Source organism: Pseudoalteromonas sp. c7(2019) (assembly GCF_011378625.1).
GTDB lineage: Bacteria > Pseudomonadota > Gammaproteobacteria > Enterobacterales > Alteromonadaceae > Pseudoalteromonas > Pseudoalteromonas arctica.
Map to the genome: position 1 here is coordinate 101,771 of NZ_WTKS01000010.1, position 15,377 is coordinate 117,147.

Here is a 15,377-nt window from a genome sequence, read left to right on the forward strand (position 1 = left end):
ACTATGTCTTTTTCTTTACCTAGATTCGCATATAAAGGTTGGCTATTAAGCTTTTTTGTATTGGCTCTGAGTACAGCAACAGTGCAAAAAAGTAATGCTACAGGGTTTGATACCCTCCCTAAAAAGCAATTTAATGTGCTGCTATTTACAAAAACTGCAGGGTGGCACCATAAGTCGCAAACCGAAGGCGTTAAAGCGCTAGAAGGCTTAGCCGATAAGCACTTTTTTAACTTAATTTGGCACGAAGAAAGCCATTATTTTAACGACGATTACTTAAAAAATGTTGATGTAGTGGTATTTTTATCAACCACGGGCGATATTTTAAACCCAAAAGAGCAAGCCGCGCTTGAGCGATTTGTAAAAGCAGGTAAAGGCTTTGTTGGCATTCATAGCGCATCAGATACCGAATACGACTGGCCGTGGTATCAAAAGTTGGTGGGGCGCACCTTTAACATTCATCCTGTTATTCAAACTGGCGTACTAAGTAAAGTGCCTAATACTCGCTTTATTGGCTTAAACCATATGCCGCAGGAAATGCTTTGGACCGACGAGTGGTACGAATTTGGGCCCGAGCTAACTAAGTTAAACTACTTACTCACAGTTGATGAGCAAAGTTACAACCCAACTGCCGATTGGGGTAATAACAAAACAGGCTCGGGTATGGGGGCGTTTCATCCTATTTCGTGGTATCACAATTACGATGGTGGCCGCTCATTTTATACAGCCCTTGGGCATACTAATGCTGTGTATAAAAGTGAGTTTTTAACAGAGCATATTTATGGCGGAATTTATTGGGCTGCAACGGGTAAAGGGTTAAAAAAGTAGCAATTAATAAATAACCAATAAATACGCTTTTAACACTATTTATGTCGATTTAGGCTGCTTTTTTAAGCGGCCTTTTATATTTTTTAAGCACTTATTAAACACCTTCACACATTTCACTTAGTTTATAAAACAAACAAATAATTTTGAGAATTCCTTGATCAAATGGTCAAAAAGACTATATTAAATTTGCACGCTGATATAATTCAAATAAAGAGGATAAACATGAAAGTATTTTTTAAAATAACAACTTTATTGTTAACGCTAATAAGCTATCAATCACTTGCTGCATTTAATAATAACCCATCGAGTGTAGGCGCCGACAGTTCAGGGACATACCGTAACCTCGCACAAGAAATGGGTAAAACAAATATACAGCAAAAGGTGAATAGTACTTTTGACAATATGTTTGGCTATAACAACACTCAACAACTTTACTACCCGTACACCGAAAACGGTGTTTATAAAGCACACTACATAAAAGCAATTAACCCAGACGAAGGCGACGATATAAGAACAGAAGGGCAATCGTGGGGAATGACCGCCGCTGTCATGCTTAACAAACAAGAAGAATTTGATAACCTATGGCGCTTTGCAAAAGCGTATCAAAAAAATCCAGACAATCACCCTGATGCTAAAAAACAAGGCGTTTACGCGTGGAAACTAAAGCTTAATCAAAACGGCTTTGTTTATAAAGTGGATGAGGGCCCCGCTCCCGATGGTGAAGAGTACTTTGCGTTTGCACTACTTAATGCCTCTGCTCGTTGGGGGAATTCGGGTGAGTTTAACTACTACAACGATGCCATTACCATGTTAAACACAATTAAAAATAAGCTGATGGAAAACCAAATAATCCGCTTTTCACCTTATTTAGATAACTTAACAGATCCTTCATACCATATACCTGCGTTTTATGACTACTTTGCAAATAACGTAACTAACCAAGCAGACAAAACTTACTGGCGACAAGTAGCCACAAAAAGTAGAACCTTACTTAAAAACCATTTTACAAAAGTAAGTGGTAGCCCGCATTGGAACTTACCTACATTTTTATCGCGCTTAGATGGCAGCCCTGTTATTGGCTACATTTTTAACGACCAAGCAAACCCAGGTCAATGGTATGAATTTGATGCATGGCGCGTAATTATGAATGTGGGTTTAGACGCGCATTTAATGGGTGCTCAAGCGTGGCATAAAAGCGCAGTAAATAAAGCACTGGGCTTTTTAAGTTATGCAAAAACAAACAACAGTAAAAACTGCTACGAGCAAGTGTATTCATACGGTGGAGCGCAAAACAAAGGCTGTGCAGGCGAAGGTCAAAAAGCCGCGAATGCAGTAGCGTTACTTGCTTCAACAAACGCTGGGCAAGCAAATGAATTTTTTAACGAGTTTTGGTCTTTATCGCAACCAACAGGTAGCTACCGTTACTACAATGGTTCGTTATATATGTTAGCTATGCTGCATGTATCGGGCAATTTTAAGTTTTATAACAACACGTTTAATTAAAATAACACTACCTAAGTAGCAAAAGCCTAAGCGGCAAAAGCTTAGGTAGCAATAACTTAAATAATAAAAAACCGGTGTAACTAAGTTACACCGGTTTTTGTGCTTAACGAGTGAGCTTAACTTTCTCTTTAATACGTTGCTTAACTAATTTAGCTAATTAGCCAAACCCGCTACTTTTACATCAAGCGTAAACAAGCCCTTAGCGGTGGTTATTAATAACGTTTTGCGATTTTTACCACCAAAGGCAAGGTTGGTTACATTAGGGCCCAGTTCAATTTTATCGATAAATGCACCTTCTGGCGTATAAATATTAATAACGCCTTTTTTGTGGCTGCTAACGTAAATATTGCCAGCGGAGTCTACTTTTATGCCATCGGGCGAGGTTACTTTAATAAAGTCTTCGCGTGGTGAAATATCACCGTTTTCATCAATGGTGTATTTGCTTACGCGGTTGCTAAAGTCGCCAATATAAAGGGTATGCTGATCTGGGGATAGTGCAACACCGTTGGGCTTTTCAAGCGTAGCGTCAATTAAACTAAGTGTGCCCGTATTGCTTAACTTATACACACCGGTATAAGACATTTGCTGAGTGCGTTCGCCTAGTTGCCAATTAGGATCGGTAAAAAATATATCGCCATTTTTATGCATAGTCATATCGTTTGGCGAGCTAAAGCTTAGCCCATCAAATTTATTGACTATTACGGTATTGGTCTTACTTTTTATATTAATTTTAGAAAGCGATTGCGTACTATGGTTAAGCGTATAGAGGCTCTCTCCTTTGGCATACAAGCCGTTTGTACCACTGTGTTTTAAATAAGTGGTGAGGGTATTGGGAAGCACTAATTTATAAATGGTCGAATCAGGGCCAAGTGCTTGCGAGCTAGCAAAGTTCATTTCTGAAAAATAAAACGCATTGTCTTGGCTTGACCACGTTGGGCCTTCTAAAAATAATAAATTGTCACTAACAAGTGTGGGTGTTACGCCCTTTATTAATGGCGACTGCTCATTGCTTTGGCTGTTTACAGTGTTTAACAAAGGTGTATTTTCAGGTTGTTGTGCCAGCGCTGCTTTATTAAAACAGAGCATTAATACAACTAAGCTTAGCGTTTTTTTGTGTGTTTTTAGCATAGACGTTTACTCAGGTTTGTTTAATTTATAATTAATGGTCATTTTGACTATATCATTTATTTTTTTCGTTGTATGATATTTATCGAAAATAATAACGATTCAACGGAGCACACACATGCATAAAAAACACACACTCAGCCTGCTTTTACTTGCAGGGTCATTAAGCGTAAACGCTGCACAAGACCAAGCTCTTAAAAACACCTTTGCAGACTCATTCAAAATGGGGGTTGCTGTAAATCAAGATATAGTGACAGGCAAAAACGCAGCCGCGCAGTCAATTATTGCTAAGCAATTTAATACAGTCACCCTAGAAAACGCCATGAAAGCAGAAGTAATTTACCCACAGCAAGGTAAGGTCGATTTTAGTGGTGCAGATGCGTTTATAGATTTTGCCAAGCAAAATAACATGTTTACCGTAGCCCACACCTTAGTGTGGCATAACCAAACGCCTGACTGGTTTTTTACAAATAGCAAAAATGAGCCAAATACCCCAGCAGAGCAATTAGAGCAAATGCGTAAACACATAGAGCTTGTAGCAGGGCGCTATAAAAACAAAGTAGATGCGTGGGATGTAGTTAACGAAGTGATTGCTGATGATGGCTCTTATCGCCCAACTGTGTGGGTTAACCGCGTAGGCGATGGCGATACTATGGTAAAAGCCGCGTTTAAATACGCCCAGCAGTATTCACCTAGTACCGAGCTTTACTACAACGATTTTAATGCATGGCGACCAGAAAAAAGAGACGGCATTATACGCATGATCAAAATGCTGCAAAAAGAGGGTATTCGAATCGACGGCATTGGCATACAAGCGCACTGGGGGCTTAACTTTCCTAAAATGCAATACATTGAACAAGCCATCGATGCATATGCCGCGCTGGGTATAAAAGTGATGATCACCGAGCTTGATATAGACGTGCTGCCTTTAACAAAAGAAGGGCAGATTACCGGCACCGATATGATGAAACCACAGTTTCAGTTAGAAGAGTTTGAAACCTACCTCGACCCATACAAAAATGGCTTGCCGAGCGACGTAGAAGCGCAACTAAACGCCCGTTATAAAGCCTTGTTTGAACTGTTTTACGCAAAACGCGACAAAATAGACCGCGTAACCTTTTGGGGATTACACGATGGTATGTCGTGGAAAAACGACTACCCAATCCCAAACAGAACAAACTACCCATTACTATGGGATCGTAATTTAAACCCTAAGCCAGTTATTAAAACCATCGCTGATGTAGTTAAGTAAATCGCATTGTGTAGTCAAAGCCGAGTATTTTTAAATACTCGGCTTTTTTTGTTTGCAAATTTTTATATGGAGGCAAATAAAAGTCATTTTTCTAAGCGATGAGCTGGTAAACCTTGATCTTACCTAAGTAATACAAGCACAAGTATCACTTACACCTTCTATTTAATTATTTTTATCAGACTCAAATCAAACTCAAAGCATACTCAATATGAAACGGGTCAAATTTTAGCCTTGATCCTTATTGTTAAATAGACTATAACAATGTTGGTTTTAGGTTGATTTTATGATTGCATATTCACACACACGATATAAAACAATAAATTTTAATTTAAACCTTAACTATAACTTTATGATTTTAAATTTATATTTGTACCTTTGTACAAAGTAAATATTAACGTTTGAAGAGATATTAAAATAATAAATATAAATGACCGTTTGTTTTTCTAATTGGTTGTAGTCATATTGAATAATAGCTTTTGATGATGCAGTAGAAATACTCTTATCATATTTTATTCACTCAAATGGCTTTACTGCACCCAGTTTAAAAACGACTCATTTATTGCTTTAGTCTAAGGAATAAAAAATGAATAAATCGATTTTTCGTAATACCGGATTAGTGACCTTAGTATCACTATTAATGGCGTGCGGGGGGGATAATAAAGATACACCGGTGCCTGAACCCATACCGGAAGTAGTAGCCCCTGATACTCCAGCGCCTGAAGCGCCAATAGCAGCTGAAATAACAAATGGTGGGTTTGAAGAAGAGACTACAGGGCAAACAACGCCCGTCGGAAATTGGGTATTTAGACCAGATCAAGAATCAAGCGCTACTTCTACTATAGAGATAATTGAATCGCAAGAAGGCGTTAATACTTACAAAGGCACCAAAGCAGCGGAGGTTATTGTTAATACATTGGGTGACAACCCTTGGGGAATTGAAATAGCTTATGAAGACCTTCCTATCACTGGAGGTAAAAATTACGAGTTTAGTGTTTGGGCCAAAGGTGAAGAGGGAACCAGTGCCGATTTTTGGATTCAAACACCTGCGCCAGATTATGGCCAACTTAGCCTAGTAAAAGAAACACTCACAGGCGAGTGGCAAAAAATAACATTAACAGCCGCAACAGCCGAAGCTGACTCTTTAGTTAGGCTGGCAATTCACTTTTCAAAAGAAGAGAACATTAACAAGTCTATTTATCTAGACGAATTTTCAGGCTTTATTTTAGACGATGTACCAGCAGAAGAAATACCTGATGTTCAATACAGCGAAGTGACAGCACAAAGTTTAAAAGCATTAGCACCTAATTTTAATATTGGTGTAGCTGTTCCTGCGGGTGGATTTGGTAACAGCATAATAGACAGACCAGAGATTAAAACGATTATTGAACAACACTTTAATCAACTCTCTGCTGAAAACATTATGAAGCCTACCTATTTACAACCAACCCAAGGTGAATTTTTTTACGATGATTCTGATGAGCTAATTAACTACGCCAAAGACAACTCTCTCACGGTACATGGTCATGTTTTTGTGTGGCACTCGCAAATTGCGCCTTGGATGCAGAGTTTTCAAGGTGATAAAGCCGCGTGGATAACCATGATGGAAAATCACATCACTCAAGTTGCCACTCATTTTGAAGAAGAAGGCGATAACGATACCGTAGTGAGTTGGGATGTAGTTAACGAAGCGTTTATGGAAAACGGTAAATACCGCGGTGAAAAAACCACAAACGACAGCGCCGACGAATCTGTGTGGTTTGAAAATATAGGTGCTGAATTTTTACCGTTATCATATAAAGCAGCAAGAGCAGCAGATCCTGATGCCGACTTATACTACAACGATTACAACCTGATTTGGAATGCTGATAAATTAGATGCTGTTATCAATATGGTTAACGACTTTCAAACCAATGGTGTGCCTATTGATGGTATAGGGTTTCAATCTCATATTTCACTTAACAGCCCTGATATTTCAACCATTCAGGCACACCTTCAAAAAGTGGTCGATATTCGCCCTAAAATCAAAGTAAAAATTACCGAGCTAGATGTTCGTATGAACAACGAAGGCGGCATTCCTCTAACTTACCTAACCAGTGAAAGAGCGGACGAACAAAAGCAGTACTACTACGATATTGTTAAAACATACCTAGAAACTGTACCTGAAGATCAACGCGGTGGCATAACTATTTGGGGCGTAATTGACGAGGATAGCTGGTTACAAAACTGGCCAGAGCCAACAACAGAATGGCCTCTGTTATTTTTTAATGACTTTACTGCAAAACCTGCCTTACAGGGATTTGCTAATGCATTAAAAGAGCTAATTGAAGTAGCTGAACCAGCACCTTCATCAGAGCTGCTAACTAATGGCGACTTTGAAGCCGGACTTGATTCATGGCAAGCTCGTGGTAGTGCAAGCATAACTCTTGAAACAACCCAAGCTCATAGCGGTAATAATAGCGCTTTAGTACAAGGGCGAACTGAAACGTGGAATGGGTTACAAAAGGATGTAAAAGGCTTATTTACAGCAGATAAAACCTATAACGTATCTGCATGGGTTAAGTTATTTGACGACAGCACAACAGTGTCGCCAGATATAAAACTAACGCTACAAATAGAGCACACTAGCACCGAGTACCTTGAGCTTACACCCGTTACTACCGTTAACGCGGGTGACTGGGTTCAGTTATCAGGTACTTACACACATTCAATCACAACGCAGGAAAGCGCCGCTTTACTTTATGTTGAGTCAAGTGAACTCACCGCTGACTTTTATGTGGATGATGTATCGGTAACCTTGGTCGAATAATAAACCTAACTAAAAGTAATTAACCCTAGAGTAAATAGTCTGTACTTTTATACAGACTATTTTTTTAGCGGGCTTTAATTTTTTATGCAAAGCGTAGTAAGGGAACTCTCGTTACCTTTTGAGGAGGCTTGTTGGAATGCCTTAATAAACGATTATCCGATCCCGATCGCAATCAGTATAAACTAGCCATTACCGGATCATCGTAATTTAAATACTCGTTTTTTAAGTTAAGTCGTCAGATCACAGATTCTCCATCCTGCATAATTACACTTGTGCAGGTGCTCTGTCGGAAATCGAGATTTATCCATTGCAATACAAAGTAAGTGCTCAGGTCTTGAGAAGGCAACATAGAGCATTTTCATAAATCCTTTTTTTCTCACTGCTTTTGGTTGTATTGTATTTTCGTTGAGGATGTAATCAATTAAAGTACCTATATCAAAATTATAGTTTTTCGTTTCTAGTACAAGTGTTGCAGCATGCGTTTCGCCTTTGACAGAGTGAATAGTAGATACTTCATTTTCTACTCTTCGTCCGTTGATTTCTATTATGACCCTATTAGAGCAAGTTTCATTTAGCGGCGTATTCTGAACAGTAGAACTATCAAAAAGAATAAAGTCCTGTGGAACTATAGATGTTTGTATACCGCTTAATATTAATAATTTTGAAATCGTATTATTCCATTGATTTGCATCCATTGAGCTATCAAGAAATTCTTTAACTAAAATATTGAAAGTAAGTAAATTATTTGAATCTTTCAAATATTTACGTGTACTGGCTATAGAGTAAAAAGATTTTGAGTTATCTGAAAAAATCAATTCACAGTCACTTATGCGACCACATTTTGCAATGCCATTTAAAATCATTTGATATGCTTCATGGCCTTTTCTTAGACGTTTTGCTTCATAGAAATAATGAATTAGTTTTTTGGGTTTAAATTTATTGGTATTATTGTTTTTATTAAATGAGTCGAGATAATGGCAAATTGTTAAACTATCTTCTTTTCTTTTTCCGACAGCACCAACAGTTTTTATGGGTTTGTCGCTGTCAGCAGGAATAACTTGTTCACACAAACTAGCAAATGCATTAAAAACATTATATCTCGAGTTTTCATCAACTAAAAAGATGGTATGTGGAGAAACCTCTGGAACAGTTTTATTCGAAGTGAGAGCTATACGGTTATAACTTAAATTTTTTGCCAATAAGGCAATTGAGTTATCAAATCGATGACTGTTTTCAACTTTGTCTAATATAGCAGGATTATAAGTTTGGTTTTCTTCTCCATTACCACTATATATTGCTTGATCCGGGTCACCAAACCTCTGATATTTCACATTATCGTGCAGGAATATTTTATTCAATAATTCGTCTTGAAATTTTTGTGTATCTTGCATCTCATCAATGAATGCGATGGGGAACCTGTGGCGAATTGAGTCTAGTATTTTTGGGGTTTCATGAATGAACTTTTCAGCGAAAGCATACATTTCGTGATAATAATAATATCCATCATTTATGAGTATATCTTTAGCTTTTTTTATTTCCTTATAGCTATTTGATGTCGATTCAGAGTTAAACCCAGGAACTTTCAGTTTTAGTTGTCCCTCATTAAATTTATATTGCAACTCTTGTAAAGACGTTATGAATTTATTTTCTAAATAAGTCCTTGTTCTTCGACTAAGAAGATACCAAGCTTTAGTGTTACACATTTCGTCATCAATTTGATGAACACATAGCTCATTTGAGCGGAGCGCTGGTATAGCAATGTATTTGTTTATAAATTCCTGAATAGTGCCAATGAAGTGTGGGTAAGATAACAATTTAACACCATCTGAATTTTTGTTAAGACGGTCTATAATTTCTTGTTTAGCAACATTTGTGTGTGTCAGAACACAGATACCTTGATGTTTACTTTGCCATTTTTTAGCTATGATTAGCAACTTTGCAGCAACCATAGTCGTTTTTCCACTTCCAGGACAAGCTTGTACGTCATCAAATATTTTTATTATACTTTTTCTTGTTTCATCAAAAGTGATACCTAACTGTTGTTCGATCTCAATAATGTCAGCATCATAAATCTCAATCATTCTGGCTAATATCCGTATTAGTTGCTGTTTGTAACAATGGGAGCGGTTCAGTCACATATTCGATGGCATCAATAATATATCTAGGTAGCTTGCTCCTTAATAATTCTGGTTGACCACTGTACTTTGATATAATGCTCGCTAGTACATAACTCATTTCACTTTTAGCATTTCCTTTACTTTCAATCATTCCGTACAATTGAACAGCTCTAATCTGGTTGTTCGTACTTAAATCGTCAAACCCTTCATTGGTATCGTGTAGTGCAAGATAAATTTCTTCTGCTAAACCATACTTCGCTAAACAGAATTCAAATGTCCAATCGCTAGATATAAATGTTTTAACTAACTCGCCATCATGTGCTTTTTTCGTTGCTATCTGCGAATCTATACCAGCTTGATCAAGTTCATTAAGCCAATAACGAAGATTGCCACCTTTACCAGTCTCAGAATTTGGTTGTTTTTTTACTTTAAAACCATGAGGGTTAGCAACTAGTTTCTCAGCTTCATCTGGCCACAAGTCGAGATCCGTTACACAGGCAACTTTTATAGGTAAAGGACTTGATGCTATTGAGTTAGAGTTAGAGCGATAAATCTTAGCGTATCTCTTCCTTGATAATCCATTAACACTTACTAGTGATACACCGTAATCCTCCAAGGGTCTGTCGAGTAGCTCGGCAATTTGAGGTAACAGAACAACTTCAGCAACACCTTCGACTAGAAGTACACCTTTTGCAAAGAACATATTAGCTTTTGTGGAATCCAAAAATTTTTCCAAAAACACATAATCATCCGGTGCTAATGCAGTATGGGTTTCTGTAAGTGGGAAAGCTTTACCGTTTTGCATTAATATCAAACTTTGAAGAGGGGCTTTTGATGCTAAAACAGTGCTATGAGTAGATAATATGCATTGCAGATTACTATTATCTTCACGTAGGTATTTAATGAACTTTAACTGTAATTGAGGGTGAATATGTGCTTCTGGTTCTTCAACTAATAAAAGGGGATATTGATCTTCTTCTTGCTTAATTAGCATTAGCTCTGTAGCCATAAACAACAAACTACTATAACCCAGACCATGCTTAATGCCTGTACCATCAAGTTCGAGGGTAAGCTTCTCTAGAATAGACTTTAATGCAAATGTTTTTTCAGCTTCATTCATATCATTATAAACTTTACTACCGAGTAAACTTAATGCTGGAGAAAATACGTTTGATTTAAATGTTAAGGAGTTTAGTAGAGTGGCAATACTTTCTTGTGCGGTTTGAATTGATAAATCCGCTTGAATTTGATTACTTGCTGCTGTAAGTAATTCTATAATACGTTTAGTGGCAACATTATCACCAGCTAGACTGCTGTTACTTCCTAATATTTGTGACAATCTTGATGATCTTCCTGCTTTTAATTCAGCTTCAGCATCACGAAGAGGTTTTAAGTAAGTGGTCGCTAGATAGTCACGTATGTCTCGTTCAATTATTGGTCCGTCACCATTTTTTCCTGAATGAATTTCAGTTTTAATATATTGGGTTTTTTTTGAGAAGTTTCTAGTTAATTTTGCTGTCAGTGTAATGTAGAGACGAGGTTCGTGAATTTGATCCGCGTTTACTTCTGTTGTTAAGTGTTCGAGAAAAATTCCAGATTCACATAAAGATAAATCAACGAACTGTAATTTTATTTGAAGTTCATTCTTACCACTTAAAAAGTCAGTGTCAGTAATTGAAACCCATTCAGCAGAGGTAGTATCAAGGGCAATTCTTATGGCATCAATGACAGAGCTTTTACCTGCATTATTTTCACCGACTAATAAATTTAAGCCTTTATTAAACTCGATTGAAAAATTTTCAAATTGTCGAAAGTTCCGTACTGCTAGCCATGATAAATACATTGTTGGCATCCTATCCATTTGAGTGTCATTAATTATCTATGTTAACTTACCAAGAAATAAAAGTAATATTTTATTACTTGGTAAGTTGGGTCAATATACATTCAAATTAAAGTATGAAGTAATTAACTCATTGAATTATTAATTAAATTATCTGTTAGTAGATTATCATAGATAGAAGTACAATAACTTAACCCCATATCAGGCTATTTTTTCCTCTAAAAGCGAAGCGTCTCTTAACCTCTTAGTGCATAATTTTCTTAGTCTATTCCACTAAAAAGCCACTAAACCTACTTAGCCTGATACCTCACGACTACAAACTTAAGTGGCACATCGCCGTTGTTATAAATGCCATGTACGTCATTAGGCGCTGCAAATAAAATATCCCCAGTATGAGCAGGCTGGCTTTTGCCATTAAGCGTCCAGGTGCCAGAGCCTTCAAGAATCATTAGGTATTCTTCATCAGGATGCTGGTGGGCAGGATGTATTTCGTTATTAGGTTTAATAACCGCAACGCCTGTAATAGCACCTTTAGTGAGTGGTGTATCGCCATAAAAATAAGTATGAAAATCACCGCCTTCGTAGTGAGTAATGTGCGCGTCTTTTTGACTCACAATAGCTGATGTAAGTTGTGTGGGTTTATCTGCTGCGTTTACAGGCAATGCTATGGTGGCTGCGGCTGTAAGTAATACGCCGGTTACACAATGTTTAACTGTTAAATGGTTCATGGTTGTAATCCTTATTATTTAACGCTTAGGTTAATTAAATAAACCCAGTCGTTGTTAGGTGTGTTGGGTGGTGTTGCCAGTTGTGTACTCGTTGCGGTATTTACACAAAAGCGTTTGCCGTTTATGTAGTTGTTAGTTCGTGGGTTAAACCAGTCGAGGGTGTAACACGCATTTGGTAATGTGACCTGAGCTTGGCTTGCGTTACTAAAATAAAATAAGTAAAACGTTGAGTTATCACTTAACGCCCAGCCTGTTTTTGTAAGCTCTGGGGCTGGTGTAAGTTTTTTAAATGGCACGTATTTTTGAAAAAACGCAACGGCGTTGGTCATCGCTAAATAGTAATCTTTGTATGGTGTTAAATCTTGCTCTGTTAGGTCGCCGCCACCGCCTAAGTAAAACTCAATGCCTGCGCCGCCAGCCATAAAAGTTGCCCACACGTTACTTTTACGCCACGTATCTACATTGTTTGCATACTCGTAAATATAGGCCTCGTCCATGGTGATCACCCACGGGTGAGGATTGTTTTGAGTAAGCTGGCGGTACTTTAAAACATCGCCGTAAGTGGTGTTAGTTTTAAGTTCACCTTGTAAGCTTGCCCCTGTGTAGGCGGGGTAGCCCAAAATGTTGTCGTTTGGTTTATCGTAAATGTGGTAGTCGAGCGACGGGCCGTTATGTATCACAATATGCTCAGGGTAGTAGGTGAGTGATTGAAAGTAATCGGCAAATTGCTTTCTTTGTTTTGTGGTATTAGCTTTTTGTTGTTTATCGTCGCCGCTTGGATCTTGCCAGCCGTTTTCTTCGCCTATATTCCACGTGGTTGCTAAATGATAGCCAAAGCGGGCAAATAACTCGCGATAGTAAATTTTGCGACTAACAGCAAAGTCGTTTTTAAGCTGGCTTTCGTTCCATTCAAACAGTGATTCGTTTTCGGTTTCGCTCATTACAAAGTGAGTCATTATGCCTTTTTGCTGCATGTGGCTAAATACAATATCCCACTGAGCTAATTTAGATACATCGTAGCGTGTGGTTTGGGTTTTGCTAAGCCATGGCCAAACTTGGTCGCCATCGCCGTAGGCGTTCATGGTTAAAAAGTAATACGCGTTAATGTTAAGCGACGCTAAATAATTAATTAGCCCAATAATGCCTTTAGAAGATTGATGACTACTATTATCAGTCTCTGTATTGGTTGTTTGCCATGTAGGGTCGCTATTTTGCCAATGCTTTATGTGCGCTTGGTAGTTACGCTTTGTGGGAGTGGCATCAAACCCTGAAAAGCCAAGCAGCACTTCGGGGCTGTTAGCACCGGCTTTTAAAAAGTACTCTTTTGAGCCATTAAACTGCAAATAGGGTTTATTAACGTATTCAAGCTTACCTTTGCTTTTAAAGTCTTTACTGCTGGATGATTTAGTGGCGGCGGTAACATTAAACTCGCCTGTTTGTTTATCAAAAAATCCGGCTGATAGCTCGTTTGTAACAGTATTTAATGGCACGCTTGCGATATTACTGCCTTTAACAAATGAGAGTGTATAGCGCCATTTGCCAAGTTCGTTGGGCGAAAACAAAACTTGCCATTTGTTGCCTGCTGTTGCATGTGTTTGAGCAGTGTTTGCATCGGCTGCATAATATCCAGGTACTGTATATTGCTTATTAGTGGGGCTGGTAAATGTGGCATCTAAGCGGTAGTCGGTAAAGGGGTTAGGCGTGGCAAGCTCGCTGGTGTGCGGGCCTTCAAGGGTTAAGCTTAATTTATGCCAGATAGGCACGTGAGTGCTGGTTTGCTCTGCGCGAATTAGGGCGCTGAATATAAATGAGGCGAAAAATGCGCTAATTAACAGAAGCCGTTTTATTGTTATTTTTTTCATGTGTATCCTTGCTAATTTTGTTGCTAGTAAAGTGTGTGATTAAGGAATATGTACTGTGTTATTTTTGTTCAGTCTATTTTAATAAAACGTTGTTGTCAAAAGGACTATATGGTGTTAAGTTTACCTTGCACACTAAAAAAAACACAACAGGTACATCATGCATAAAAATAAACTTACGATTGCTATTTTATTAGGAATGTCGAGCCTTGCACTTGGCTGTAATGACTCAGCAGAGCAAAGTAAACCGACATTAAAATCGCAAAAAGCGCCGGAGAAATTAACGCTTAAAGCGCAATTTAAAGACCACTTTAAAATTGGCACAGCGATTAGCCGCGACCAAATATTAGGGGCTTTGCCTGAAGATTTAAACGTAGCTAAAGCGCAATTTAATACCTTTACGCCAGAGAACTCAATGAAGTGGGAGCGTATACACCCAGAGCTTGAAACGTATGACTTTGAAGCTGCTGATGCGCTAGTTCAGTACGCACAAGAGAACAACCAAGAATTAGTTGGGCACACATTAGTGTGGCATTCGCAAACTCCTGACTGGGTTTTTGAAGACGAGCAAGGCGAGCCGCTAACCCGCGATGCATTACTTAAGCGCATGCAAAACCATATTAATACTGTTGCAGGGCGCTATAAAAACCGTATTTTTGCATGGGACGTGGTAAACGAAGCACTTAACGAAGACGGCACACTGCGTGAATCTAAATGGAGCACCATTATTGGTGACGACTTTATAGAATACGCGTTTAAATACGCTAAACAGGCAGCACCTAATGCCAAGTTATATTACAACGATTACAACTTGTATAAGCCAGAAAAAAGAGCCGGTGCAATTGCGCTTATTAAAAATTTGCAAAGCAAAGGTATTCAAATTGATGGTATTGGTATGCAAGCGCATTACTCGCTTGATAACCCAGAGCTTTCGTTAATGGAAGACTCTATTTTGGCATACGCAGCCACTGGCATTGATGTGATGATAACCGAGCTTGATATTTCGGTATTACCGTTCCCTGAAGGTGAAGAGCAAGGCGCTGACATTTCGTTAGATATTGCCTTGCAAGAGCGCTTTAATCCATACCCAGATGGTTTACCGAGTGAAGTAAACACCCAGTTAGGTGAGCGCTATAAAGCCGTGTTTAACATACTTAAAAAGCATGACGATAAAGTAAGCCGCGTTACATTTTGGGGCATAAGCGATGCACGCACTTGGCGAAACGATTGGCCAATGCAAGGACGCACCGATTACCCATTATTAATTGACCGTGAGCTTAAACTTAAAAGCTTTGTAAGCGACTTATAATCGCACTAAGTAT

At 38.4% G+C, this 15,377-nt stretch carries 10 protein-coding genes; 5 read left to right on the top strand and 5 right to left on the bottom strand.

Annotated elements, in window-relative coordinates:
• Nucleotides 1-3 precede the first annotated feature (3 nt).
• Together GQR38_RS12705 and GQR38_RS12710 are read left to right on the top strand one after the other, a co-directional pair.
• Entirely contained in the window at nt 4-825 is an 822-nt protein-coding gene (locus tag GQR38_RS12705) for a ThuA domain-containing protein (RefSeq protein ID WP_165721803.1), read from the top strand.
• Nucleotides 826-1,047: 222 nt separating this feature from the next.
• Nucleotides 1,048-2,328, top strand: coding sequence for a glycosyl hydrolase family 8 (locus GQR38_RS12710; protein ID WP_165721802.1), 1,281 nt, complete (start codon nt 1,048-1,050; stop codon nt 2,326-2,328).
• A 153-nt stretch (nt 2,329-2,481) separates the two neighbouring features.
• On the opposite strand, the gene GQR38_RS12715 is transcribed toward GQR38_RS12710, so the two are convergent.
• Nucleotides 2,482-3,456: an SMP-30/gluconolactonase/LRE family protein gene (locus GQR38_RS12715; RefSeq protein WP_165721801.1), complete on the bottom strand. Its 975-nt coding sequence runs from the start codon at nt 3,454-3,456 to the stop codon at nt 2,482-2,484.
• A gap of 115 nt (nt 3,457-3,571) precedes the next feature.
• Here GQR38_RS12715 and GQR38_RS12720 point away from each other — a divergent pair, with 115 nt between their 5' ends.
• Both GQR38_RS12720 and GQR38_RS12725 read left to right on the top strand, forming a co-directional pair.
• Nucleotides 3,572-4,705: an endo-1,4-beta-xylanase gene (locus GQR38_RS12720; protein WP_165721800.1), complete on the top strand. Its 1,134-nt coding sequence runs from the start codon at nt 3,572-3,574 to the stop codon at nt 4,703-4,705.
• 583 nt (nt 4,706-5,288) lie between these two features.
• On the top strand, nt 5,289-7,511 hold the full coding sequence (locus GQR38_RS12725) for an endo-1,4-beta-xylanase (protein WP_165721799.1): 2,223 nt from the start codon (nt 5,289-5,291) through the stop codon (nt 7,509-7,511).
• Nucleotides 7,512-7,738: 227 nt separating this feature from the next.
• On the opposite strand, the gene GQR38_RS12730 is transcribed toward GQR38_RS12725, so the two are convergent.
• The 4 genes from GQR38_RS12730 to GQR38_RS12745 all read right to left on the bottom strand — a co-directional run bounded on the left by GQR38_RS12730 (nt 7,739) and on the right by GQR38_RS12745 (nt 14,058).
• Entirely contained in the window at nt 7,739-9,592 is a 1,854-nt protein-coding gene (locus GQR38_RS12730; protein ID WP_165721798.1) for a UvrD-helicase domain-containing protein, read from the bottom strand.
• Nucleotides 9,585-11,471 (bottom strand): AAA family ATPase, encoded by a 1,887-nt coding sequence (locus GQR38_RS12735; RefSeq protein WP_165721797.1) that lies wholly within the window; start codon nt 11,469-11,471, stop codon nt 9,585-9,587. Before GQR38_RS12735 ends, GQR38_RS12730 begins: the two co-directional genes overlap by 8 nt.
• A 287-nt stretch (nt 11,472-11,758) precedes the next feature.
• Entirely contained in the window at nt 11,759-12,196 is a 438-nt protein-coding gene (locus GQR38_RS12740; protein WP_165721796.1) for a cupin domain-containing protein, read from the bottom strand.
• 14 nt (nt 12,197-12,210) lie between these two features.
• Nucleotides 12,211-14,058 (bottom strand): DUF5060 domain-containing protein, encoded by a 1,848-nt coding sequence (locus tag GQR38_RS12745; RefSeq protein ID WP_165721795.1) that lies wholly within the window; start codon nt 14,056-14,058, stop codon nt 12,211-12,213.
• 157 nt (nt 14,059-14,215) lie between these two features.
• On the opposite strand from GQR38_RS12745, the gene GQR38_RS12750 reads away from it, so the two are divergent.
• Nucleotides 14,216-15,364, top strand: a complete 1,149-nt coding sequence (locus GQR38_RS12750; protein WP_165721794.1) for an endo-1,4-beta-xylanase — start codon at nt 14,216-14,218, stop codon at nt 15,362-15,364.
• Nucleotides 15,365-15,377: the final 13 nt, after the last annotated feature.

Bases quoted from the DNA above. Each gene is read 5' to 3' on its own strand.
- GQR38_RS12710 (WP_165721802.1), top strand. From the start codon at position 1,048: ATGAAAGTATTTTTTAAAATAACAACTTTATTGTTAACGCTAATAAGC.
- GQR38_RS12745 (WP_165721795.1), bottom strand. From the start codon at position 14,058: ATGAAAAAAATAACAATAAAACGGCTTCTGTTAATTAGCGCATTTTTC.
- GQR38_RS12730 (WP_165721798.1), bottom strand. From the start codon at position 9,592: ATGATTGAGATTTATGATGCTGACATTATTGAGATCGAACAACAGTTA.
- GQR38_RS12720 (WP_165721800.1), top strand. From the start codon at position 3,572: ATGCATAAAAAACACACACTCAGCCTGCTTTTACTTGCAGGGTCATTA.
- GQR38_RS12705 (WP_165721803.1), top strand. From the start codon at position 4: ATGTCTTTTTCTTTACCTAGATTCGCATATAAAGGTTGGCTATTAAGC.
- GQR38_RS12735 (WP_165721797.1), bottom strand. From the start codon at position 11,471: ATGTATTTATCATGGCTAGCAGTACGGAACTTTCGACAATTTGAAAAT.
- GQR38_RS12715 (WP_165721801.1), bottom strand. From the start codon at position 3,456: ATGCTAAAAACACACAAAAAAACGCTAAGCTTAGTTGTATTAATGCTC.
- GQR38_RS12740 (WP_165721796.1), bottom strand. From the start codon at position 12,196: ATGAACCATTTAACAGTTAAACATTGTGTAACCGGCGTATTACTTACA.
- GQR38_RS12725 (WP_165721799.1), top strand. From the start codon at position 5,289: ATGAATAAATCGATTTTTCGTAATACCGGATTAGTGACCTTAGTATCA.
- GQR38_RS12750 (WP_165721794.1), top strand. From the start codon at position 14,216: ATGCATAAAAATAAACTTACGATTGCTATTTTATTAGGAATGTCGAGC.